Genomic DNA, 24,175 nt, shown 5'->3' with positions numbered 1-24,175 from the left:
AACTGCAGGTGAAGTCATGGTTACATCCCAACAACTGGAACTGCTGGCGCCGTTATCGGGTGTCCTGATGCCGCTCGAGCAGGTGCCTGACCCGGTGTTCTCCAGCCGTTTGATGGGCGACGGGCTGTGCATCGACCCGACGTCGCAGGTGCTCTGCGCGCCGCTGGCCGGTGTGATCAGCAACCTGCAGAACACCGGGCATGCCGTCAGCATTACCGATGCCAACGGTGTGCAAGTGTTGCTGCACATTGGCCTGGACACGGTGAACCTTGGCGGCAAGGGCTTCACCGCCCTGGTCGAGGAAGGCCAGCAGGTCTCGGCGGGCCAAGCACTGATCGAGTTTGATGCCGACTACGTCGCCCAACATGCGCGCAGCTTGCTGACGTTGATGCTGGTGATCAGCGGCGAAAGCTTTACTGCACTAGCGGGCAATGAAGGGCTGGTAGACAGCGGCCAAGCGGTGCTGCGCCTGGGGGCGGCTGCCCCGCAAACCGCCGTATCTGAGGCGGCCAATTCAGGTGAGACGCTGCTCTCGGCGGCCATTGCGCTGCCCAACCCGAACGGCCTGCATGCCCGTCCGGCTGCTGTCTTTGCACAGGCGGCCAAGGGCTTTGACGCAACGATTGAGCTGCATAAAGAGGGTCAGCGTATCAACGCCAAATCGCTGGTGGCGATCATGACCCTGCAAACCACCTACGCCGATGTGGTGCAAGTCAGTGCAACCGGCGCGGATGCCGAACAGGCCATTGGCGTCTTGACCGAACTGCTGCTGGCTGGCTGCGGCGAAGCCGTGACGCCGGTTGCGCCAGCGCTTGCCGAACCGGCTCCAGCACCGGCTCCTGTGCACGCTGCAGAGTTGGCCGTGGCCGATGACGGCATGTTGCGCGGAGTGTGCGCATCTTCTGGGGCGGTGTTTGGCCATGTGGTGCAAATCGCCGAGCAAGCCCTGAACTATCCGCAATTTGGCGCTGGCGAAGCGTTCGAGCGGGCGCAACTGCAACGGGCCTTGCTTGAAGCCGATGCCGCGCTGGACAGGCTGGGCAGTGATTTGGGCGACGGGCCGCAGGCGCAAATCTTCAGTGCTCATCGTGAACTGCTGCAAGACCCGAGTCTGCTGGAGCAGGCGTACACCCTGCTGACGTCCGGTAAAAGCGCAGCTTTTTCCTGGGCGGCCGCGGTTGAGACCCACGAAAACGTGTTCCGCAATCTGGGCAATGCGTTTCTGGCAGAAAGGGCGCAAGACCTGGCCGACGTCGGGCTGCGCGTACTCAAATTGATTTTGCGGGTTGAGGATTCGATCCAGGCATTGCCGGACAATGCCATCCTGATCGCTGACCAGCTAAGCCCTTCGCAAACGGCTGGGCTCGATAAAGCCAAAGTGGTCGGTTTTGCCACGGTGGGCGGTGGCGCTACCAGCCATGTGGCGATTTTGGCGCGGGCCCTGGGCTTGCCCGCCATGTGCGGTTTGCCGGCAAGCGTGCTGACGCTGGCCAACGGCACACCGGTATTGCTGGATGCGGAACAGGGCGTGTTGCAGGTTCGCCCGAGTGCGGCGGAGGTTGAAGCCCTCACCGCCCAGCATGAGCAACAGCGTGTGCGTCAGGCTCGGGATCTGGAGAACGCGCAACTGCGTGCGGACACCCGTGACGGGCGCCATATCGAAGTGTCTGCCAACATTGCCTCGCTGGCCGAAGCCGAGCAGGGTATGGCACTGGGTGGAGAAGGCGTGGGCTTGCTGCGCTCCGAGTTCCTGTACCTGGAACGTAACAGTGCGCCGAGCCACGACGAACAGGTCGCCACCTACACGGCCATAGCCCGGGCGGTCGGTACTGAATACAACCTGGTGGTGCGCACGCTGGATGTCGGCGGCGACAAACCGCTGGCCTATGTACCCATGGAACACGAGGCCAACCCTTTCCTGGGCATGCGCGGGGTTCGTTTGTGCCTGGAGCGCCCGGAACTGCTGCGTGAGCAATTCAGCGCAATTTTGGCCAGTGCCGACCTGACCCGTTTGCACATCATGTTGCCGATGGTCACACAAGTGTCGGAACTGCGCCTGGCTCGTCAGTTGCTTGAAGAACAGGCGCAGCGTCTGGGCATCACCCGGTTGCCCAAGCTCGGGATCATGATTGAAGTCCCGGCGGCGGCGCTGATGGCTGACCTGTTTGCCCCAGAAGTCGACTTCTTCTCGATTGGCACCAACGACTTGACCCAATACACCTTGGCGATGGACCGCGACCACCCGCGCCTGGCCAGCCAGGCCGACAGTTTTCACCCGGCGGTATTGCGCCTGATCGCCAGCACCGTCAAGGCCGCGCATGCTCACGGCAAATGGGTGGGCGTATGCGGCGCGCTGGCCTCCGAGTCACTGGCGGTGCCGATGCTGGTCGGGTTGGGCGTTGATGAGCTATCGGTGAGTGTGCCGTTGATCCCGACCATCAAAGCGCGGGTGCGCGAACTGGAGTACAAGGCCTGCCAGAGTTTGGCGCAGCACGTACTGGGGCTGGAAAGTGCTGAACAGGTGCGTGCGGCCTTACAGTCGTCGCAATCGGTCAACGTCGCTCAATCATTGGTGTTGGAGAACTGAACATGTTTGCAAAATTGCAGCAGGCGTTTTGGAAGGCACTGACCCCGGACTTGGTTCCTGATGCGCCAGCTCAGGAGGTGTCCACGTTGGACGCGGCGGTGATCGCGGCGCTGGGGGGCGCTGCTAACCTCAAGTCTGAACAACGAGTGGCGCTGACCCGTATCCGCGTTGAGCTCAACGATGCCTCGCGCATTCAGCCGCAGGCGTTGCGTCAGGCCGGAGTGCCGGGGTTGATGACGCTGGCGGGAGGCGTGGTGCATTTGGTAGGGGTTTAAGATCAAAAGCCCCTCACCCTAGCCCTCTCCCGGAGGGAGAGGGGACAGATTGGGGGAAATTGCAGATGTGCGGTGACCTTAAACGCGTCAGCTGAATCCGCAACTGGCTCTATTGCTGAGGTCGTTGATTAACGCGGTAAGTCCTCTCTCTCTCTCTGGGAGAGGGGACAGATTGGGGGAAATTGCAGATGTGCGGTGACCTCAAACGCGTCAGCTGAATCCGCAATTGGCTCTATTGCTGAGGTCGTTGATTAACGCGGTAAGTCCCCTCTCCCTCTGGGAGAGGGCTAGGGTGAGGGCTCCTGCGGTCACCCCGCGCTTACGGTTTCGCATTTGCAGGTGTATCGTATTCGCTTTTTTGCGAGCCTGGCGCTCGCGCCGGATACGAGAGGTAGTTAATTCCATGTCCTTTACCCGTCGACAAATACTCGGTGGTTTAGCCGGCCTGGTAGTGGTGGGTGTTGGTGCTGGGGGCGCTTCGCGTTACTGGTTGGGCAAGATGGCCGATGAGCAGGCCGGTCACGATTATGAGTTGATTGCTGCGCCTCTGGACGTCGAACTGGTGCCTGGCCACCCGACCGAAGCCTGGGCTTTTGGTCCTTCAGCGCCGGGCACCGAGTTACGCGTGCGCCAAGGCGAATGGCTGCGGGTGCGCTTTATCAACCATCTGCCCGTCGCAACCACGATCCACTGGCACGGTATCCGCCTGCCGCTGGAGATGGACGGTGTGCCTTACGTCTCACAATTGCCGGTTCTGCCCGGCGAATACTTTGACTACAAATTCCGCGTGCCCGATGCCGGCAGCTATTGGTACCACCCCCATGTCAACAGCAGCGAAGAGCTGGGCCGTGGCCTGGTCGGCCCGCTGATCGTCGAAGAGCGCGAACCTACAGGCTTCAAACACGAGCGCACGCTGAGCATTAAAAACTGGCACGTGGATGAAGAGGGCAATTTTCTGCCCTTCAGCATTACCCGCGAAGCCGCACGCGGCGGTACGGTCGGGCGGTTGTCGACGATCAATGGCTCCCATGTACCGACCATTGAACTGCCTGCCGGGCAGATTACCCGCGTGCGCATTCTCAACCTCGACAACACCTTGACCTACCGCCTGAATATTCCGGGCGTTGAGGCGCAAATCTATGCACTGGATGGCAACCCTATCAAGCCACGACCACTGGGCAAGGATTATTGGCTGGGGCCGGGCATGCGCATTTGCCTGGCGATCAAGGCACCGCCCGCAGGTGAAGAGCTGTCGTTGCGCGACGGGCCGGTACGCTTGGGCACGCTGTTGTCAGTGGCCAACAACGACGCACCCGGTGAATGGCCACCAGCGCTGCCGGCCAATCCGATTGCCGAGCCTGATGTAGAGAACGCCGAGAAGGTCAACTTCAACTTTGAGTGGGTCGGTAGTGTGTCCGAGAATCTGGGCTCCGATCAGCCGCCGAGCCTGTGGCAGATCAATGGTGTGGCCTGGGACATCAAGGACAAGACCTGCGCTGACCGCCCGATTGCCAAGCTCAAGCTGGGCGAGAGTTACGTGTTCGAGTTCAAGAACATGACCCAGTATCAGCACCCGATTCACCTGCATGGCATGAGCTTCAAAGTGCTGGCGTCCAATCGTAAAAAGATTACCCCGTATTTCACCGACACTTACCTGTTGGGTAAAAACGAGCGTGCCCGTGTGGCGTTGGTGGCGGATAATCCCGGCGTGTGGATGTTCCACTGCCATGTGATTGACCACATGGAAACCGGCCTGATGGCCGCTATTGAGGTTTCCTGATGCGACAAGGGCGTCAACCCCAGATTATTGATCGCAGCCGCGATCAGGACTTTATGCGTGAAGCGCTAATACTGGCGGCGCAAGGCGCGGCCTTGGGTGAGGTGCCGGTGGGCGCGGTGCTGGTGCAGAACGGTGAAATCATCGGGCGCGGTTTCAACTGCCCCATCAGCGGCAGCGACCCCAGCGCCCACGCCGAGATGGTGGCGATCCGCGCCGCAGCCACGGCTGCCAGCAACTACCGTCTGCCGGGCAGCACGCTGTACGTGACGCTGGAGCCGTGCAGCATGTGCGCGGGTTTGATTGTGCATTCGCGGGTGTCGCGGGTGGTGTTCGGCGCGCTGGAACCCAAGGCCGGAATTGTGCAGAGCCAGGGGCAATTCTTCACCCAGAGCTTTTTGAACCACCGGGTGGTGTTTGAAGGCGGGGTGTTGGCCGATGAGTGCGGCGCCATCCTCAGCGAGTTCTTCAAGGCCCGCCGGGCCAAATAATCCGCCTACCCTGTAGGAGCGAGCTTGCCTCGCGATCTTTTGATCTTAAAAGCTCGCGAGGCAAGCTCGCTCCTACAGAGGATCTCTTATTTTTTGGCGACGATCACGGCGCGCATCGGCGCGGGCAAACCTTCGATGGTTTTGCTGTGGTCGTTCGGGTCCAGGTAATCGCTCAACGATTGGTACTTCATCCACTCGGTCGCCCGTTGTTCTTCGACCGTGGTGATGCTCACGTCAACGCAGCGCACATCGTTGAAGCCCGCACGGCGCAACCAGCGTTCCAGGGCCGCAATCGAGGGCAGGAACCACACGTTGCGCATCTGCGCGTAGCGGTCTTCGGGCACCAGCACCTGGTTCACATCACCGTCGATCACCAGCGTTTCCAAAACCAGTTCGCCGCCTTTGACCAGGCAGTCCTTGAGTGCCAGCAAATGCTCGATGGGTGAGCGGCGGTGGTAAAACACGCCCATGGAAAACACGGTGTCGAAGCCTTCCAGGTTCGGCGGCAGATCTTCAAACGGGAAGGGCAGGTGCCAGGCAGCCTCTTGTCGCAGAAAGCGTTGAACCGCCTGGAACTGGCAGAAAAACAACCAGTTCGGGTCTACGCCAATCACGCTGTGGGCACCGGCGCCGAGCATGCGCCACATGTAGTAACCGTTGCCGCAGCCAACATCGAGGATGCGCTTGCCCTTGAGGTCGATGTGCGGCGCCACCCGCGACCATTTCCAGTCCGAATGCCATTCGGTGTCGACATGCACGCCGAACAAATCAAACGGGCCTTTGCGCCACGGCGAGAGACCCAGCAGGGCCTCGCGCATCTGCGCGCGGGTGGCGTCGTCGCACTGGGTGTCCAGGGTCAGGCCGTTGAGCAGGTCAATCTCGGTCGGCAGGACGTTGGGCAAGGCGTCCAGCGCGCTTTGCCAGCGCTCCAGGTCGCCGTGGCCTTTCTCCATTTTGACGTCGAGTTGCGCCTGCAGGGTGTTGGCCCATTCAGCTAAAGGCGTCCCGGCCAAACGGCGGGCAAGAGGGGAAAGATCAATCATGGCAAGGCAATCAACGAGGCAAAGTTAAGACACTGGAACCACGGCACGACTCTCGAGAACCCGGCTGCCAGCAGGCGCTCACGGTGTTCTTCGAGGCTGTCGGGCTTCATGACGTTTTCGATGGCGCTGCGCTTTTGCGCAATTTCGAGGTCGCTGTAACCGTTGGCACGCTTGAAGGCAATGTGCAGATCAGTCAGCAACGCGTGCTCTTGAGGATCACTGAAGCGCAGTTTTTCCGAAAGGATCATTGCACCGCCCGGCAGCAACGATTGACGAATACGGCTGAGCAGGGCCAGGCGCTGGTCTGGGGCGATAAATTGCAGGGTGAAGTTCAGCGCCACGACGGAGGCAGGCTGGAACTCCAGGGCCAGAATGTCGCCTTCAATCACCTCGACCGGCAGCAACTCCTGGAACATCGAGTCCTGGGCATTGAGGTATTCTCGGCAGCGCTCGACCATCGCCGTGGAGTTGTCCACGGCAATGACCTTGCAGCCTTCGGCACGTACATGGCGGCGCAAGGCCTGGGTCACCGCGCCCAGTGAGCTGCCCAGGTCGTACAGCACGCTGTTGGGCTGTGCGAATTGGGCGGCGAGCACGCCAAGGTTTTCGACAATCGTCGGGTAGCCCGGCACCGAGCGCTTGATCATGTCCGGGAACACCCGCACCACGTCTTCGTTAAAGGCGAAGTCCGGCACCTGGGCCAGGGGCTGGGCGAAAATACGGTCAGGTTCTTTGCTCACGACAGTTCCGGCGCTGGATAGTTAAAAAGGGGGCCGCATTTTAGCCAAGTTGGCGCCGGGATGCGCGGTCTGTCTGATCAGTCGCCCAAGGTCAGTTGACGGTGATAGGGCAATCGAAGGTGTCCGCAGGTTCGGCTTCGGGCTCCCAAGGCTGCTGAGAGGTCAGGCGCAAACGCCCTGTGCCGGCCGCAAAGGCCTCAAAGCGCCAGGTCGAATGGCCGCCACTGCCGAGCAACTGGCCGTCATCGCTGCTGTTGTAAACCTCGGGGCCAAGGCTGCGCAGTACGCCGCCTGCCGAGTCTTGAATCGCCCAACGGTAACCGGTGGTGGGGTTGCTGGGCAGCGACAGCATCAGGTTTTGGCCGACATGCAGGTGTATCGGGCATTCGCTTTGTGCTTCTACAGTGACGTTTTGCGCGGGTTGGTGCGCACAGGCTGCCAGCAAGCCAAGGCTGAGCAGAGGGACAAAACGTGCGAGGGACATTGCAGGCTCCGGTCGGACAAGGACAAGAGCGCAGCATAACCCAGGATGGCCGCTGCGCGATTTTGTCGTTGCCCGGGCGCCTCGCGTTAAAAGCTGGCGTGCGGAGGGCAGATTATAAAATCGCCGCACATCTCGAGTGCTTCGCCCTTATGGTCGAGGCCCTCAAACGTAAACAGCCGTGCGCTGTAGCAGCTTTCCATGACGCTGAGGTGCAGTGTCCCGACACTGGCCTGATTCAAGTGATACATCTCGCGCCCATCGACTTCGACATATTCGATGTAAGACATTCCCAGAATCGGCCCGGGCTCACCTTTTTTGAACAGGTAAATCCCCGATTGGATGTTGATGTCCAGGGTCAGAGAAATTGCGCGATACGCCTTGGAGCCAAAATCATCATATTCAGCGGTCACGATGATTTTTTTGTGGCTGCTGGCGAAGGTCATTTCCTGGGCCACAAACGAGCTTCTATCGAGGACCTCTGCCTTGAGTTCACCACTGGTTCTAGGGTTGAACACGGTCGAACTCTTGATGGTGCGCCAAAGAACATCTGGATTTTGATACGAAGGATGATGAAGTGGCATATAGCAGGTCTCCAACGATAATACCTGTCGGCTAGGGCTCTATTAACGATGGGAATTACACGCGTGTCTACTGTCATAAATTACAGGTGTTTAATCGTGTAAACCCGAGCCAACTGCAGCAGCTGTTCGTATGATCGTTGTCGCCGGTTGCAAAGGGAGGCCATGCCCCGCCTGACCCCTTGCCCCGGCGTTAGCGATGGCTTGTCAGAACAGCACTTTGGCCACGTCAGTAAAGCGTTTGGCAAAATGCACGGTCAGGCCTTCTTTCAAGTAGTCCGGCAATTCCTCGAAGTTGCCGCGGTTTGCCTCGGGCAGGATCAATTCATGAATTTTCTGCCGACGGGCCGCAATGACTTTCTCCCGCACACCACCAATCGGCAGGACATAGCCGGTCAGGGTCAGTTCCCCGGTCATGGCAATCCCTTTTTTCGGTGCTTGATTGCGCGCCAGTGACAACAGGGCGCTGGCCATGGTCACCCCGGCGCTCGGACCGTCTTTGGGGGTAGCGCCTTCCGGCACGTGCAAGTGCACGAAGGCTTCGTCAAAGAAGCGCGGATCGCCGCCAAACTGCTTGAGGTGCGAGCTGATGTAGCTGTAGGCGATTTCAGCCGACTCCTTCATCACTTCACCCAGTTGCCCGGTCAGCTTGAAGCCGCGGTTAAGCGTGTGGATGCGCGTAGCCTCGATCGGCAACGTTGCACCCCCCATGCTGGTCCACGCCAGGCCGGTGATCACGCCCACGCCGCTGATGACTTGCTCGTTACGGAACACCGGCGTGCCCAGCGAGGCTTCGAGGTCTTTGGGGCCGATCTTGATCACCGCATCCGGCTTGTCGAGCAGCTTGATCACGGCCTTGCGTACCAGTTTGCCGAGATATTTTTCGAGCTGACGCACACCCGCTTCACGGGCGTAGCCATCGATAAGCAACCGCAGTGCGCTGTCTGTGATGCTCAGGCGAGCCTTGTCGACGCCGGCTTTCTCCAGCTGTTTAGGCCACAGGTGACGCTTGGCAATCGCCACTTTCTCTTCGGTGATGTAACCCGAGAGGCGGATCACTTCCATCCGGTCGAGCAGCGGGCCTGGGATCGAGTCCAGGGTGTTGGCGGTGCACACAAACAGTACTTTGGACAGATCCAGGCGCAGGTCCAGGTAGTGGTCCAGGAAGTCGACGTTTTGCTCGGGGTCCAGGGTTTCCAACAGGGCCGAAGCAGGGTCGCCCTGGAAGCTTTGGCCCATTTTGTCGATCTCGTCGAGCATGATGACCGGGTTCATCACTTCAACGTCCTTGAGCGCCTGCACAAGCTTGCCCGGCTGGGCGCCGATGTAGGTGCGGCGATGGCCCTTGATCTCGGCTTCATCGCGCATGCCGCCCACGCTGAAGCGATAGAACGGACGGCCCAACGACTCGGCAATGGACTTGCCGACACTGGTTTTACCCACACCCGGCGGGCCGACCAGCAAGACGATCGAGCCACTGACCGAGCCTTTGTAGGCGCCCACAGCGAGAAACTCGAGGATGCGGTCTTTGATGTCATCCAGCCCGGCGTGGTGAGCGTCGAGCACTTTGCGCGCGTGTTTAAGGTCCAGTTTGTCCTGGCCATACACGCCCCAAGGCACGGAACTGGCCCAGTCGAGGTAGTTGCGGGTCACCGCATACTCCGGTGAACCGGTCTCGAGAATAGACAGTTTGTTTATTTCTTCGTCAATCCGTTTGCGGGCCTGGACGGGCAGGGTCTTGCCTTCCAGTCGTTGCTGGAATTGCTCGATATCGGCACTGCGATCATCCTTGGTCAGCCCCAGTTCCTGCTGGATGACCTTGAGTTGTTCCTTGAGGAAGAATTCGCGCTGATGCTCGCCGATCTTGAGGTTAACTTCGGCGGAAATTTCTTTTTGCAGACGCGCAACCTCGACTTCCTTGCGCAGCATCGGCAGGACTTTTTCCATGCGCTTGAGGATGGGCACGCAATCAAGCACTTCTTGCAGTTCGTTACCGGTGGCCGAGGTCAGGGCGGCCGCAAAGTCGGTGAGCGGTGATGGATCGTTGGGGCTGAAGCGGTTGAGGTAGTTTTTCAGCTCTTCGCTGTACAGGGGGTTGAGCGGCAGCAGCTCTTTGATCGCATTGATCAGCGCCATACCGTAAGCCTTCACCTCGTCGGTGGGCTGGTTGACTTCCTGCGGATACTCGACCTCTACCAGGTACGGCGGGCGGTGATGCTTGAGCCACATGCTGATGCGTACACGGCTCAGGCCCTGTGCCACAAATTGCAATTTGCCGTTTTCGCGGCTGGCGTGGTGCACTTTCACCAGAGTGCCGTACTCCGGCAGGCTGGTGGTATCAAAATGGCGGGGGTCATCAGTGGGCGTGTCGACAAAAAACAGCGCCAGGGAGTGATGAGGCGACTTGCTGACCAAGTCGAGGGTTTCGGCCCAGGGTTCTTCATTGACGATGACCGGCAGCACTTGTGCCGGGAAGAACGGCCGATTGTGAATCGGAATGATGTAAACCTTGTCGGGCAGATTCTGCCCCGGCAGGGCCAGTTCGGTCCCACCCTTGTGAACGGTTGATGTTGTCTCGTTGTGCTCTATATCGGTGTACTCGGTAACGTTGTCCGCAAATTCTTGCTGGTCGCTCATGGGGCACCTGCGCAATGGGGTATGTGCTTTAGATGGGGCACGGTGATAGAGGTTTCAATGGTGAAGTTTTGTTCACCACGAAAATCAGCTAACTACCAACCATAGGCCAAGGACCCCGCTCTTTCCGGCCTCGTGATGTGTGGTGACCGGCAGCTAAAATGCTAAGCCTTTGTCGCCAACAACTTGACGCTAGACGCCCCGTATTTATTAGGCGATCTTCTAAGCCATGGCACCTGTGGTGGAAAAAAATCAAAGCTCAGCTAAAAGTCAGTTCTTTGACTTTTAGTTGAAGACAGAGAGTGCCCGCATGCCTCAGGGAATCGTCACACAGGCTGCACATCGTCAATGGATTGAGGCTCGCCGATGAAATTGCGCAATAGCTTCCAGGCTCATATCAGTGTCGTGCTGATGCTGCTTTTGCTGGTCGTGATCGGCACTGTGTACTTCGCGGTGAAGGCCGCCACCGTCACGGCCGCCAGCGATCAGGCCGAAGATCAACTGAAAAACGGTACGCGGGTGTTCGAGCGTTTTATCGACTTTCGTGCCCGCCGTATTCAGTACGGCCTGAACTGGTTGACCAATGACGCGGAGTTTCGCGATGCCGTGATCGATGGCCGCCCGCAGACCATTGAACACGCGCTGGAAGCCTTTGAGCCCAGCCTGCGCGGCAGTGACCTGTTTGTGCTCGATCTGCAAGGCAAGATCATCAGCAGTACCTTGAAGAGCCTGCCGCCAGGCGAAATCTTTCCCTATGCCCAAGCCTTGGGCCAGGCACGGCGGGACTCACAGACCAAGCTGATCGGGGTACTCGATGAGTGCCCGTACATGATGGTACAAGCCGTGATGTTGGCACCGTTGCCGGTGGTACGAGTGGTATCGGCGATGCCGATGAACGAAGTGTTTGCCCAGGAACTGCGTACCCTGAGCAACCTTGAGGTGTCGTTTCTAGCGGTGAAGAACGGCCATTCCGGGCCGTTGGCCAGCACCCAGCCGCAGGAAATGGATGAGAGTATTGTCACGTTTTTGCGTGATCATCCGCCGGGGCCTCTGATGCACTTCAGTGAATTCGGCGGCAAGCGCTTTTTGGGGCAGCTGTTGCAGATGGCCAACTCTGGTGACCCAGCCAATGGCCAGGTCATGGCGTTGTTGCAGAGCCCGCTGGACCAAACGTTGCAGGCCTTCAACTCACTGGATCGCAAGTTTTTATGGATCTCCCTTGCGGCCCTGCTGGCTTCGCTACTCGGTGCCTTGTGGCTGGCGCGTGAAGTGTCTCGCCCGGTCAGCGTGCTGGCCGAAGCGGCGCAGCGCATCGGCCGCGGTGACTATTCCACGCCGGTAGAGCTTAAGCGCCGCGACGAGCTGGGGTTTTTGGCGCGGGCATTCAATGCGATGCAAAACGGCATCGCTGAACGCGAACAACAATTGGCGCATAACGCGTTACACGACCCGCTCACCGGCCTGCCCAATCGGGCGTTGGCCATGGAACGGCTGGGCAGTGCAATCATGGCCCGGCGTAGCGTGGTGCTGATCTACCTGGGTATCGAAAACTACCGCCTGATCAACGAAAGCTCCGGCCCGCAAGGGCTGGAATTGATCATGCTCAAGACCAGCCATGTTCTCTTGGAAACGCTGCCGGAAAGCAGCACGGCCGCGCGTATCGCCGGCAACGAATTTTTGCTGCTGCTGGAAAACACTCAGGTCGATGCCGGGGTCGCAATGGCGGACCGCTTGTACGGGGTATTGAGCCAACCGTTGAGCATCGACGGGCATGACGTGCAACTGGACATCTGCATGGGCATCTCGGTGTACCCAAGCCATGGCCAGACCGCTGAAGACCTGATGGCTCGAGCCGCGATTGCGCGCAGCGATGCCGCCGCATCACCCGGCTACCTGCAGATCTATCAGCAGGACCGCGACCTGGCCCATCAGCGTCAAATCCAATTGATTCGCGACTTGCGCCATGCGGCCAGCGACGGCGAACTGTTTATTCATTACCAGCCCAAACTGGATCTGCGCACCGGGCAAGTGAGCCAGGCCGAAGCGTTGCTGCGTTGGCAACATCCGGTGCTGGGGTTGGTTTCACCGGCGGAGTTCATCCCGTTGGCCGAGCGTTCCGGGAGCATGAATGTGCTGACCGACTGGGTGATTGAAGAGAGCATCCGCCAGATTGCCGAGTGGAACCAGCGCGGTCTGCACCTGCAACTGTCGATCAACATCTCGGCTGATGATCTGCGTGGCGATTGCCTGGCAACCAAGGTTCAAGGCCTGCTGGCGCAGTATCAGGTCTCGGCGCAGCAACTGACTTTCGAGATCACCGAGAGTGCCGTGATGCACGACCCCGAGCACTCGCTCACGGTACTCAACGGGCTGCGTGACTGCGGCATCAGCTTATCGGTGGACGACTTCGGGACAGGGTATTCCTCACTCGCTCACCTTAAACGGCTACCGGTCCAGGAGCTGAAAATAGACCAGTCCTTTGTGCGTAACCTCGATGAAGCCAGCGATGATGCGGTGATCGTGCGTTCGACCATCGAGATGAGCCACAACCTGGGGCTTAAAGTCGTGGCAGAAGGAGTGGAATACCCGCACAGCCTCGACCTGCTCAAGCGCTGGCAGTGCGACACGGCGCAAGGCTACCTGATCAGCCGCCCGCTGGACGCACGGGCATTCGAAACCTGGTTGGACCAGTTGCGCACTACCGCGTAGTCCCTGTGCAGGAACGGTGTAGCGCAGGCACAAAAAAAGGCGGCTATCTTGCGATAGCCGCCTTTCTTGCAACTGGCTTTGAAGCTTACTTGGCCAGTTTGAAGGCCATGATGTAGTCACCTTTTTGGGTGCCCAGACCACCATGACCGCCGGCCATGACGACTACGTATTGGGTGCCATCCTTGCCTGCGTAGGTCATTGGGGTGGCTTGACCGCCTGCTGGCAGGCGACCTTCCCATAGGACTTTACCGTTGTTCACGTCGTAGGCACGCAGGTATTGGTCCAGGGTGCCGCTCAGGAAGGCTACGCCACCAGCAGTGGTCACGGTCCCGCCCAGGCTTGGAACGCCCATTGGCAACGGGATCGGTACTGGCGAGCTGTCACGCACGGTGCCGTTCTTGTGTTTCCAGATCACGTTGTTGTTGGTCAGGTCGACCGCCGCCACGTAACCCCACGAAGGTGCCTGGCAAGGCAGGCCAACCGGCGACAGCAGCGGTTCCAGGATCACACCATAAGGTGCGCCCTTGTTCGGTTGCACGCCGGAGGTTTCGCCTTTACGCGGGCCCATGGCGGCAACTTCCGCCTGCGGCACCAGCTTGGAGGTGAACGCCATGTAGCTCGGGTTCAGGAAGGCGATCTGGCGCACTGGGTCAACCGAGATGCCGCCCCAGTCAAACACGCCGAAGTTGCCTGGGTACACGATCGAACCTTGCAGCGACGGCGGCGTGTACATGCCCTCGTAACGCAGGGATTTGAAGTTGATGCGGCACAGCATCTGGTCGAACGGGGTCACGCCCCACATGTCGCGCTCGGTCAGTTGCGGTGGAATCAGGTTCAGATCCGAACGCGGCTGGGTTGGCGAGGTGTGGTCGCCAGCGACAGCGCCGCCCGGTGCCGGGATTTCACGGATCGGTACGATGTCTTCGCCTGTGCGACGGTCAACAACGTAGATGCTGCCTTGCTTGGTGGAAGCCAGCAGCGCAGGTTTCACGCCGTCAGCGGTTTTCAGGTCCATGAGGGTCGGTTGACCGCCCACGTCCATGTCCCACAGGTCGTGGTGGGTGAACTGACGATACCAGCGGACTTTACCGGTGGTGATGTCCAGAGCGGTGACGCCTGCGCTGTAACGCTCGGAGTCTTCGGTACGGTCGCCGCCATATTGGTCGGGCATCTGGTTGCCCATCGGCAGGTAGAGCATGCCGAGGTTTTCGTCGACTGCGAACATCGACCACATGTTAGGCGAGTTACGGGTGTAGGTTTTGCCATCAGCCACCGGCGTGGTGTCTTCAGGGTTGCCGCTGTCCCAGTTCCAGACCAGTTTGCCGGTACGCACGTCGTACGCACGGATCACGCCGGATGGCTCGTCAGTGGACTCGTTGTCGGTGACGTGGCCGCCAATCACCACTAGGTCTTTGGTCACGGCTGGTGGCGACGTGGAGTAGTAGCCGCCCGGAGTGAAGCTGCCGATGTTGTGGCGCAGGTCGACCGAACCGTGGTCACCGAACTCTTCGCAGACTTTACCGGTGTCGGCGTTGATGGCGATCAGGCGGGTATCAGCAGTGGGCAGGAACAGGCGACGCGGGCACGAATTGCTCGCTGTGGCCGCAGCAGGTTCTGCCGGGCTTTGTTGAGCGTCAGTCTTGGCGTAGGCGTTTTCGTCGTGATAGCTCACGCCGCGGCAGGTCATGTGTGCCCAGCCTTTGAAGTTGGCAGCATTTTGCGTGCTGATCTTCGGATCGTAGCGCCAGATTTCCTTGCCGCTGTCTGGGTCAAGCGCGATCACCTGGCTGTGCGGCGTGCACACGTAGAGCATGCCGTTGACTTTCAGCGGGGTGTTTTCGGCAGTGGTTTCGCCCGGGTCATTAGGCCCTGGCATGTCACCCGTGCGCATGGTCCAGGCCGGCACCAGTTTATGAGCATTTTGTGGGGTGATGTCTTTGAGTGGCGAGTAACGATCGCCATAGCCGCTGCGGCCATAGGATTGCCAATCGCCTTCGGGCATGTCGGGTGCAGTGTTGGCCATGCCCGGCACAGCGTCGCGACCCAGTTCGCCTTTGATATCGCCAGGGTGAGTGAACTGGCTGGCTAGCGCAGCAACACCGGCCAGTACTACGGCCACGCTCAATGCGCCTGTGGCCACAGGTGCCGACTCACCGCGCAACAGTGGGCGACGCAACCATGGCAGCAGCAGAACGATACCGATGGCAAACCACAGTGCCAGTCGCGGTACCAGTTGCCACCAGTCCAGGCCGACTTCTACCAGCGCCCAGACGGTGCTGGCGAACAGCACCAGCGCGTACAACGCCAGTGCAGCCCGACGCCCTGCGATCAACAGCACGCCCGACAGTCCGAAGCCGATACCGGCCAGCAGGTAATACAGCGAGCCACCGAGCATCAGCAGCTTGATCCCCCCGACCAACAAGGCCAGGCCCATTAACACCAGCAAGACACCGAGCAATGTCGGGAGCAAGCGGCTTCGACTCAAAGCACTGTCAGTGCTCATAGTGAGGTTCTCCGTAAAACAAGGTTTAGTTGCGAGCGGCAAGCTGCAGACGTGCGTCTATCGACTTGCCGCTGGTTCTTTAGAACGAACTTTGAATTTTCAAACCGCCGATCAGGGCGTTATCCACGGTGTAAACGCCGCCCGGATGGCGGATGTATTGCAGGTTGGGGCGCACGGTCAGCCAGTCAGTCACGTGCACGCCGTAATACAATTCGGCGCTGTACTCAGTGTGCTGAGGCGGCAGGTAGTCCAGGTTGCTGGCGTCGTAAACGCCACGGGCCTGGTTAGTCGCTTCGGCGTTTTTGCGGTAGGCCGGGTTGACGTGAACGCGGGCCACCGCCAGGCCGATGTCGTCTTTGGGGCGCGCGTCAAAGGCGCCTTTGTACACAACGCCGGCCTGGACGTAGTTGTCGATGGCGTTGGTTTTCTTGTCGTGCAGCGTGGCGTTGGCGAAGACATTCAAGCCACGGGACTGATCGCTGGCGCGACTGGTGAGTTGCTGTTGCACGCCCAGCCACAGACCCTGTTTGCTGGAGCTGCTGCGATATGCTTCGCCGCTCAACACTGCCGGCTGGCCATTGGCGTCTTTATAGACGTCGGTGGCTTTGGCGCTGCTGTAGTAATAACCCGCGCGGTACTCGCCGGGCAGGCCGTTGAGTTTCGGCGTCCACACCAATTCAACGGGCAACACTGCCCCTTGCGTGCCACTGCCGCTGAGCTTGAAGCCGTTGCCGCGATCGAGGTTGGATGGGTTTTGCTCGTAAGCGCCGACCTGCGCATACAGCTGCGGCGTGAGGTGGTATTTGACCCGCAGCGCCCATTGGCTGACCGGCCAGTTGTACCAAATGCTGCCTGCCCAGTTCCCGACCTGCGAGCCGCAGAAGGCCAGGTTCTGGAAGTCGCAAGGGAAGCTGTTGAAGTCTTCACCCTGGCCAAAACGGCCGACTTTGATATCGAGTTTCTGGTCGAAGAATTTCTGCTGATACCACATCTGTGTCAGGCGGGTGGTCTGGCCGCGCCCCCAGACTTCCTGCGCTGAGGTGAAACCGCCAACCCTGGGGTCGTTGATCCGGTCATTGCTGATGTTGTTGCCATCGCGCTGGGTGATCGTCAGTTGGAGTTCAGCGTCGTTCCAGCCCAGGATCTTCTGCAAATCCAGGTGTGTGCCGAGGCCGAATTGGTCGCTGTAGCGTGCCGTGCGGTCGTGATCGTAGCCGCCGTGCAGGTTCGATCCCATTTCCCCCACGTAGTCGAGCGAGAAGCTATAGCCTTGTTTCTCAAGCGCGGTCCGGGTGCCGCCCCAGTCGCCGAGCATCCATTTTGAGTCGCTGTCAAAAGCCGGTGCGGCTTGTACGAAGCTGGCCAAACCCAAGGCGGTAATACCACCGATCAAGGTAAGAGCTTTTTGCCCGGCGATAGGCAATCGCGCGCTGTCTTTGCGCAAAGTCAGGAGTGTGGACATAGGTCGAGATGAAGGTCTTTTTGGTATGGCGGTGGCGTGGGTAGCGCTGTCTTTGTAGGCAGGACTCACACTTCGATATTGAAAGGGATGAGTGAAACGTTTCAGCCCTTGGTGCGGAAATGATAAAGCGATGAAACGTTTAGAAACAGCACTTTAATTGACATGGATCATTTCGGATTGTGCAACAGTGTGCTGCGACTGTTCGTCTCAGAGGCTTTTTGCCTCATGTTCGACGGCGTTTGCGGGGAAATGGGGGCGGGAATCGATTTGAAAAAAACTGTAGGAGCCAGCTTGTCTCGCGATTTTTTGATCTTTAAAAGATCGCGAGGCAAGCTCGCTCCTACAGAGCCATGAATTTCGGATCAAATTCGGGCGCAAAGAGCATTTATCCCGTTGAGCGAACTTCGCGCGCTGGCTGAATAAAACATTCCACGTGTAGGAGCGAGCAGGGTTATGGGTTAGAACGTCGTGCGCAGGCCTACTTCAACACCACGCCCCGGCGCCGGGGCGATGTCGCGCAGAATCGAGCTGGCATAACGCACGGTCTGGTTGGTCAGGTTGTCACCTTTGACGAAGGCCAGCCACTGGCTGCCGCCGACATTGAAGTGGTAGCCAGCGCTGGCGCCCAGGGTGGTGTAGCCATTGGTGCCCGACTCGTTATCCGGTACGCGGCCCTGATTGCTGGCGTGTTCGACATCGATGCGCGCTTGCCAGCGATCCAGCTCCCACAGCAAGCCGCTGCTCAGGCGCAACGGTGCAATGCGTGGCAATGCTTCGCCGGTGTCGAGGTTGGTGGCACGGGTGTAGTCGCCCGACAGCTCCAGTGCAAATTTGCCGAAGGCGCCTTCGCCCAGCTTCCAGTGATCCTTGGCTTCAAAGCCCACGAAGCGAGCGCGAACACCCGAGTAGGTGTATTCCGGGATTCCGTCGGCATCCGGCTCGCCTTCGTCGTTCAGGGTGCGGCCCGTGCCCAGCAAACCGATGTAGTTGGAGAAGCGGCTGTAGAACACGCCGACGCTGCCGTTGTGGGTGCCATTGTTAAAGCGCAGGGCCAGGTCGCTGGACACGGCTTTTTCTTTTGACAGGTTAGGGTTACCCAGCTCGTAAGTGCCGGTGGCGACGTGCGCGCCGTTGGCATACAGCTCGTAGAAGGTCGGTGCACGCTCGGTGTAGCCTAGCGTCGCGGCCAGTGACCAGACGGGTGTCAGGGTATAGACCGCGCCTGAAGACAGGCTGCCAGCAGTGAAACGCTTGGAGCCTTCAGCCGCTTCGAAGCGTTCATTGCCCTTGGCATCCGGGTCGACCACGGTGTGTTCCAGGCGCCCGCCCAGGCTGAGCTTGAGGCGATCCGTGGCTTGCAACTCTTCGAGAATAAACAGCGCGCCGCTGGTGGTGTCGGTCTGCGGCACAAAGGCTTCTTCGCCGAGGGCGGAGAATTCATTGCGATTCACTTGCGCGCCAATCACCCCGTTGAGCGGGCCAATTGGTACGTGACGGGCTTCAATGCGTGCCTCGTAGCCTTTGTTCTTGAAGGTGGTACCGACTTCGCCGTCTTCGATTTCGCGGTGTTCGTAATCGGTGTAGCCGGCATTGAGTTTGAGCGAGCTGAACGGGCCTTGGAGGTTGCGTATTTCCGAAGCGAAGGCGTAGTGGTCCTGCTTCATGCGGATACGGACGTCGTCTTCGGCAGGCGAGCCGTAATTGGCGTCGTAGTTGCTGTAGGAAAAGCCTGCGTAACCGTCGTCCCAGGTGTAGGAACCGCCTACCGCACCACCGTCCTGTCGGCCACTGCTGTTGCTCAGGCGGCCTTTCTTCTGATCGCTGTCATCCTCGTCTTGCGGCGCGTGGCGATCGCGAGCGTAACCCGGGATTTTCAGGTCGCTGAACGTGCGGGCGTTGGCGTCCAGGTGCAAGGCAAAAGTGCCGTCACCGGCTTCCAGTTTGCCGGCGCTGCTGCGCGTGGTGTCGGCACCGCCATAACGCAGTTCGCCTGCGCCCTGAATGCCGTTGATGGCTTCGGTCGGGATGCGGTTGTCGAACGTATTGACCACGCCGCCGATGGCGTTGCCGCCATAAAGCAGGGCTGCCGGGCCGCGCACGATTTCGACGCGCTCAACGTTGACCGGGTCAAGTGGCACCGCGTGGTCGTAGGACAGCGACGAGGCGTCCAGCGCACCTACGCCGTTGCGCAGGATGCGAATCCGGTCGCCGTCCAGGCCGCGAATGATCGGGCGGCTGGCGCCTGGGCCGAAATAGGACGACGACACGCCCGGCTGCTTGTTCAGGGTTTCACCTAGGCTGCCTTGCTGTTGCAGCGTGAGGTCATCGCCTTCTAAAACCGTGGTCGGGGACGCCAGTTGGCTGCTGCCCAGCGGGTTGCCGGTAATGACTTGCGGTTGCAGTTCCAGGGCATAGGCGGGGGAGGCTATAAGCAGGGCGGTGGCGAGTGGTGTCAAACGCAGACGCCGCAGTTGTCGAGGTAAAGCAGGGGAGGACATTGCAGGTTCCTTGGCAAGGGTGATGAAAAGCGTGGCGCTGAGCGCTCTGGATAACGACTTGTATCGTTACAATATAACATCGCATTTAATTGCGCCAAGCGGAACTTTTCTGCAAGTGCTTTGCCGAGGCTAGACTTGGCATGTGCCAAATGACTTCCCCCCGGGCAGGGGCTCGGCTAAGGTGCGCGGCTTTCCTACTTCTGCTTAAAAAGGCTCGGCATGACTGAACCCAACAACAACCCCTTGCACGGCGTGACGCTGGAACAGATCCTCAATGCGCTGGTGGCGCATTACGAGTGGGAAGGGCTGGCCGAGCGCATTGATATTCGCTGTTTCAAAAGCGATCCCAGCATCAAGTCGAGCCTCACGTTCTTGCGCAAAACACCCTGGGCGCGGGAAAAGGTCGAGAAGCTCTATGTGAAATACGCCCGCACCAAGCGGCAGATTTGATTCGCCTATGAGTGCGGCGCACAAACAACGGCTGTTCGCGTTGATGGCCATTCTGGGCTGGAGTGGGTTGGCGATTCAGCTCGACCTGGTGTTGATCGCCCGCTGGACATCGGGCGCGAGCCTGATGGGCGGGCTGATGAATTACTTCAGTTTTTTCACGGTGCTGACCAATACCCTGGCCGCCACCGTACTCACTTATGCCGCTGATACGCGTCCTTCAAAGGGCAGGGCGTTTTTCTTGCAGCCGTGGGTAACGAGTGGCATCGGCGTCAGCATTATTGTGGTGGGCGCAGCGTACAGCCTGTTGCTGCGTAACCTATGGCAACCCCAGGGCCTGCAATGGCTGGCCAATGAGCTGCTGCACGACGTCATGCCCGTGCTGTTCACGCTGTACTGGTGGTTTTGTGTGCCCAAGGGCGCCTTGCGCTTCAGCCATATCGGTGTGTGGGCGTTGTACCCGATTGTGTACTTCGCCTACCTGCTGTGGCGCGGGCACTTGCTCGGGGTTTACCCGTACCCGTTTATCAATGTCTACATGCTGGGCTATGCGCAGACATTTGTGAACGCGTTGGGGATTCTGGCGGGGTTTGTTGCAGTGGCGTTGGTGGTGGTAGGGATTGACCGCTGGCGCGGCCGATCCTCTATTGCGTAGGAGCGAGCTTTTGATCGTTTAAAAGATCACGAGGCACGCTCGCTCCTGGGCAGGGGGAGAGATTACTCTTGCGGGCTGTCGTCCAGGCGCCAGTAGCCGACGGCTTTGACGAACTCTTCGTTCAGGTTGTGAGTGTCGAGCAAGACGCGACGCACTTTGCGTGACAGCGCGCTTTCGGTGGCGACCCACGTGTACAGCTCGCCGCTCGGGATGCTCAAGCCTTCAACGGTTTTCAGCAGATCTTCTGTCGGCGCATCGCGGTGCACCCAGATCACCTCGACCGACGCGGCGCTGGTCAGCGGCTGCTCTTCCTGGGCATTTTCAACTTCAACCACCACCAGCACCTTGCGATTGGCCGGCAGTTCGTCCAGGCGCCGAGCAATGGCCGGCAGGGCGGTTTCGTCGCCGATCAACAGGTAGCTGTCGAAGATGTCCGGCACGATCATCGAGCCGCGCGGCCCGCCGATGTGCAGGCTCTGACCAGGTTCCACTTGCGCAGCCCAGGTGCAAGCTGGGCCGTCACCGTGCAAGACAAAGTCCAGGTCCAGTTCAAGGGTGTCCAGGTTGTAGCGGCGCGGGGTGTAGTCGCGCATCGGCGGCATGACTTTGTCTTTGATCCCGGCGCTCAGCTCGGTGTTTTCCAGTGCATTGAGTTCGTCAGCGCTCTGCGGGAAAAACAGCTTCACGTGGTCATCGCTGCCCAGGCTGATGAAACCTGCCAGCTCTGGCCCGCCCACGGTGATGCGGCGCATGCGCGGGGTCAGGTCGACCACGCGCAGCACCTGCAGTTTACGACGTTTGATTTCATGCATGACGCGGTGAATGGTCTGGGGATTAGCGGTATTCATTCAGCGTTCTCCTGTGCAGGCTGGGCAGTAACAGGGCCATCGACGATGGCTTTGGCGGTGCTGTTGAGCAGGTCGCGCACGCGGGCAATTTCTGCCGGGTTCCAACGACCGTGATGCATCTGCAAGGCATGGCGCAAGTTGTGCACCGCCTCGTGAATTTCGGCAGGCCGATCATGGCCGCGCAGCGAGCGCTTGCTGACGTCGATGCGCATCCGTACGCCGTCCAGCGCAATGGCCTGGTCCAGCAAAGACTGGCGACCGGCCTCGGTCACGCGATAGCGCTTTTTACCGCCTTCGGCGTCACCTTCAATCAGTTCGCTTTCTTCAAGAAAGGTCAGGGTCGGGTAGATCACGCCCGGGCTCGGGCTGTAGGCGCCATCGAACATGCCTTCGATCTGGCGGATCAAGTCATAGCCATGGCAAGGCTGCTCGGCCACCAGAGCCAGCAGCAGTAATTTCAGATCGCCGGGGGCAAATACCCGCGGACCTTTTGCGCTGCGTTGACCGGCACGTTTCTCAAAACCGTCTTGATCGATGCTGTGGGCGCGGTGGGGATGATGATGCTCTCTCATAGTCTTCGTCCTCTTCGTTTGTGCGAAGTAACTTAAGATATATCTTAAGAAAGCGCAATTGAATTTGACGAACGGTAATTATTCTCATCTTTGATTGAGCGGATGAGGTGGGTGTTGGCGGTAAAAAAAACGGGCCGCTGCGCAGCTCATCGCACCTTGCGGCAGCGACGACAGGTTCTGCAGGCGTGGAAAGTGACGGTCTAGAGCCCTTGCTCAGGGTAAATACGCCCTAGGTAGGGGAATGACTGTGCACCAACCCTGTGCAATACTCGCCGCCGATCTCAGTAGGGCATTTCCCTTTTGAACGTCCGACCCACAAGGTCTGAGGCAGTCTCTCGGGGAGTCTGGCCACCAGCCAGGCTCTTGGAACGCTCTAGTGATGCACATCCAATAACAATATGAGGTTGTACTTTTATGCCAGTCGGCAACCACCAGTCCCACGGTGAAACCGCGCAGGGCGGCCCGCTCAAGCGCGAGCTGGGCGAACGCCACATCCGCTTGATGGCGCTGGGCGCCTGTATCGGCGTCGGCCTGTTTCTAGGCTCGGCCAAAGCTATCGAAATGGCCGGTCCGGCCATCATGCTGTCTTACATTCTGGGTGGCCTGGCCATTCTGGTGATCATGCGTGCGCTGGGCGAAATGGCCGTGCACAACCCCGTAGCCGGTTCTTTCAGCCGCTACGCCCAAGATTATCTCGGCCCCCTGGCGGGCTTTTTGACCGGCTGGAACTACTGGTTCCTGTGGCTGGTGACGTGCGTGGCCGAAATCACCGCCGTGGCGGTGTACATGGGCATCTGGTTCCCCGATGTCCCGCGCTGGATCTGGGCTCTGGCGGCACTGCTAAGCATGGGATCGATCAACCTGATCGCCGTTAAGGCATTCGGTGAGTTCGAGTTCTGGTTTGCCCTGATCAAGATCGTCACCATCATTGCGATGGTGCTTGGCGGCATCGGCATTATTGCCTTCGGTTTTGGCAATGACGGTGTGGCGCTGGGCATCTCCAACCTATGGACCCAGGGCGGCTTTATGCCGAACGGGATTCAAGGCGTGCTGATGTCGTTGCAAATGGTGATGTTTGCGTATCTTGGCGTGGAAATGATCGGCCTGACCGCCGGTGAAGCGCGCAACCCGCAAAAGACCATCCCCAGCGCGATTGGCTCGGTGTTCTGGCGCATTCTGCTGTTCTACGTGGGCGCACTGTTCGTCATCCTGTCGATCTACCCGTGGAACGAAATCGGCACCCAAGGCAGCCCGTTCGTGATGACCTTTGAGCGTCTGGGGATCAAGACGGCGGCCGGCATCATCAACTTCGTGGTGATCACGGCGGCCCTGTCGTCCTGCAACGGCGGCATTTTCAGCACCGGGCGCATGCTCTACAGCCTGGCGCAAAATGGTCAGGCACCGGCCAACTTCGCAACTACCTCCAAAAACGGCGTGCCGCGCAATGCGTTGCTGCTGTCGATTGTCATGTTGTTGCTGGGCGTGGTGCTCAACTACCTGGCACCGGAAAAAGTGTTTGTGTGGGTCACGGCGATTGCAACCTTCGGCGCGATCTGGACCTGGTTGATGATCTTGCTGGCGCAACTGCGTTTCCGCAAAAATCTCAGCCCAGAAGAAGCCGCCAGCCTCAAATACCGCATGTGGCTGTACCCGTACAGCTCGTTTGCGGCACTGGGCTTCTTGTTGATGGTGGTCGGGCTGATGGCCTACTTCGAAGAAACCCGTGTGGCGTTGTTCGTCGGCCCGGCGTTTCTGATTCTGCTGACGGTATTGTTCTACGTGTTCAAACTGTCGCCTAAAGAGCAGAACGCGGTGGCTTCTGCTGCTCATTAACGTCAGGTTGAAACGCTGACAGTAGGAGCTCGTCTCGCG

General features: G+C 59.4%; 18 protein-coding genes. 8 read left to right on the top strand and 10 right to left on the bottom strand.

Annotated elements, in window-relative coordinates:
* Window positions 1–16 precede the first annotated feature (16 nt).
* From ptsP to tadA, 4 genes are all read left to right on the top strand, one after another.
* Window positions 17–2,587 (top strand): phosphoenolpyruvate--protein phosphotransferase, encoded by a 2,571-nt coding sequence (gene ptsP / locus NTD86_RS04320; protein ID WP_262200935.1) that lies wholly within the window; start codon window positions 17–19, stop codon window positions 2,585–2,587.
* 2 nt (window positions 2,588–2,589) lie between these two features.
* A complete protein-coding gene (locus tag NTD86_RS04315; protein WP_262200934.1) occupies window positions 2,590–2,862 on the top strand; it encodes a PTS transporter subunit EIIB in 273 nt (90 codons plus the stop codon).
* A 403-nt stretch (window positions 2,863–3,265) separates the two neighbouring features.
* Entirely contained in the window at window positions 3,266–4,642 is a 1,377-nt protein-coding gene (locus tag NTD86_RS04310) for a multicopper oxidase family protein (RefSeq protein WP_262200933.1), read from the top strand.
* Window positions 4,642–5,130 (top strand): tRNA adenosine(34) deaminase TadA, encoded by a 489-nt coding sequence (gene tadA / locus NTD86_RS04305; protein ID WP_262200932.1) that lies wholly within the window; start codon window positions 4,642–4,644, stop codon window positions 5,128–5,130. Before NTD86_RS04310 ends, tadA begins: the two co-directional genes overlap by 1 nt.
* A gap of 86 nt (window positions 5,131–5,216) precedes the next feature.
* Here the strand turns inward: tadA and cmoB are convergent, their stop codons facing one another.
* The 5 genes from cmoB to lon form a co-directional block, all read right to left on the bottom strand.
* Complete coding sequence (gene cmoB, locus NTD86_RS04300) at window positions 5,217–6,173, bottom strand: tRNA 5-methoxyuridine(34)/uridine 5-oxyacetic acid(34) synthase CmoB (RefSeq protein ID WP_262200931.1); 957 nt, start codon at window positions 6,171–6,173, stop codon at window positions 5,217–5,219.
* Window positions 6,170–6,913 (bottom strand): carboxy-S-adenosyl-L-methionine synthase CmoA, encoded by a 744-nt coding sequence (gene cmoA / locus NTD86_RS04295; RefSeq protein ID WP_262200929.1) that lies wholly within the window; start codon window positions 6,911–6,913, stop codon window positions 6,170–6,172. The genes cmoB and cmoA overlap by 4 nt, the downstream gene beginning before the upstream one ends.
* 91 nt (window positions 6,914–7,004) lie before the next feature.
* A complete protein-coding gene (locus tag NTD86_RS04290) occupies window positions 7,005–7,397 on the bottom strand; it encodes a protease inhibitor I42 family protein (protein ID WP_262200927.1) in 393 nt (130 codons plus the stop codon).
* Between the two features lie 86 nt (window positions 7,398–7,483).
* On the bottom strand, window positions 7,484–7,993 hold the full coding sequence (locus NTD86_RS04285; protein WP_262200925.1) for a hypothetical protein: 510 nt from the start codon (window positions 7,991–7,993) through the stop codon (window positions 7,484–7,486).
* Window positions 7,994–8,182: 189 nt separating this feature from the next.
* A complete protein-coding gene (gene lon / locus NTD86_RS04280) occupies window positions 8,183–10,612 on the bottom strand; it encodes an endopeptidase La (protein ID WP_262200924.1) in 2,430 nt (809 codons plus the stop codon).
* Window positions 10,613–10,975: 363 nt separating this feature from the next.
* Between lon and NTD86_RS04275 the strand changes: the two genes are divergently transcribed.
* Window positions 10,976–13,318: a putative bifunctional diguanylate cyclase/phosphodiesterase gene (locus NTD86_RS04275; RefSeq protein ID WP_262200923.1), complete on the top strand. Its 2,343-nt coding sequence runs from the start codon at window positions 10,976–10,978 to the stop codon at window positions 13,316–13,318.
* An 85-nt stretch (window positions 13,319–13,403) separates the two neighbouring features.
* Here NTD86_RS04275 and NTD86_RS04270 read toward each other — a convergent pair whose 3' ends face one another.
* From NTD86_RS04270 to NTD86_RS04260, 3 genes are all read right to left on the bottom strand, one after another.
* The gene (locus NTD86_RS04270) at window positions 13,404–15,821 is read right to left on the bottom strand and encodes a glucose/quinate/shikimate family membrane-bound PQQ-dependent dehydrogenase (RefSeq protein ID WP_262200922.1); all 2,418 of its coding nucleotides are present in this window, start codon (window positions 15,819–15,821) and stop codon (window positions 13,404–13,406) included.
* A gap of 79 nt (window positions 15,822–15,900) precedes the next feature.
* Window positions 15,901–17,283, bottom strand: coding sequence for a carbohydrate porin (locus NTD86_RS04265; RefSeq protein WP_262200921.1), 1,383 nt, complete (start codon window positions 17,281–17,283; stop codon window positions 15,901–15,903).
* Between the two features lie 458 nt (window positions 17,284–17,741).
* Window positions 17,742–19,781 (bottom strand): TonB-dependent receptor, encoded by a 2,040-nt coding sequence (locus tag NTD86_RS04260; protein ID WP_262200920.1) that lies wholly within the window; start codon window positions 19,779–19,781, stop codon window positions 17,742–17,744.
* Window positions 19,782–20,000: 219 nt separating this feature from the next.
* On the opposite strand from NTD86_RS04260, the gene NTD86_RS04255 reads away from it, so the two are divergent.
* The gene (locus NTD86_RS04255; RefSeq protein ID WP_262200919.1) at window positions 20,001–20,231 is read left to right on the top strand and encodes a VF530 family protein; all 231 of its coding nucleotides are present in this window, start codon (window positions 20,001–20,003) and stop codon (window positions 20,229–20,231) included.
* A gap of 7 nt (window positions 20,232–20,238) precedes the next feature.
* Window positions 20,239–20,883 (top strand): Pr6Pr family membrane protein, encoded by a 645-nt coding sequence (locus NTD86_RS04250; RefSeq protein ID WP_262200918.1) that lies wholly within the window; start codon window positions 20,239–20,241, stop codon window positions 20,881–20,883.
* A 62-nt stretch (window positions 20,884–20,945) separates the two neighbouring features.
* On the opposite strand, the gene NTD86_RS04245 is transcribed toward NTD86_RS04250, so the two are convergent.
* Window positions 20,946–21,731: a siderophore-interacting protein gene (locus NTD86_RS04245; protein WP_262200917.1), complete on the bottom strand. Its 786-nt coding sequence runs from the start codon at window positions 21,729–21,731 to the stop codon at window positions 20,946–20,948.
* Complete coding sequence (locus NTD86_RS04240; RefSeq protein WP_262200916.1) at window positions 21,728–22,303, bottom strand: PadR family transcriptional regulator; 576 nt, start codon at window positions 22,301–22,303, stop codon at window positions 21,728–21,730. The genes NTD86_RS04245 and NTD86_RS04240 overlap by 4 nt, the downstream gene beginning before the upstream one ends.
* Window positions 22,304–22,717: 414 nt before the next feature.
* Between NTD86_RS04240 and NTD86_RS04235 the strand changes: the two genes are divergently transcribed.
* Window positions 22,718–24,136, top strand: a complete 1,419-nt coding sequence (locus tag NTD86_RS04235; protein WP_262200915.1) for an amino acid permease — start codon at window positions 22,718–22,720, stop codon at window positions 24,134–24,136.
* The last annotated feature ends 39 nt before the right edge of the window (window positions 24,137–24,175 follow it).

This window comes from Pseudomonas sp. 7P_10.2_Bac1 (assembly GCF_025465935.1).
Classification (GTDB): domain Bacteria; phylum Pseudomonadota; class Gammaproteobacteria; order Pseudomonadales; family Pseudomonadaceae; genus Aquipseudomonas.
The sequence above is the reverse complement of the archived record's forward strand: the minus strand, read 5'-3'. Positions and strand labels throughout refer to the sequence as shown.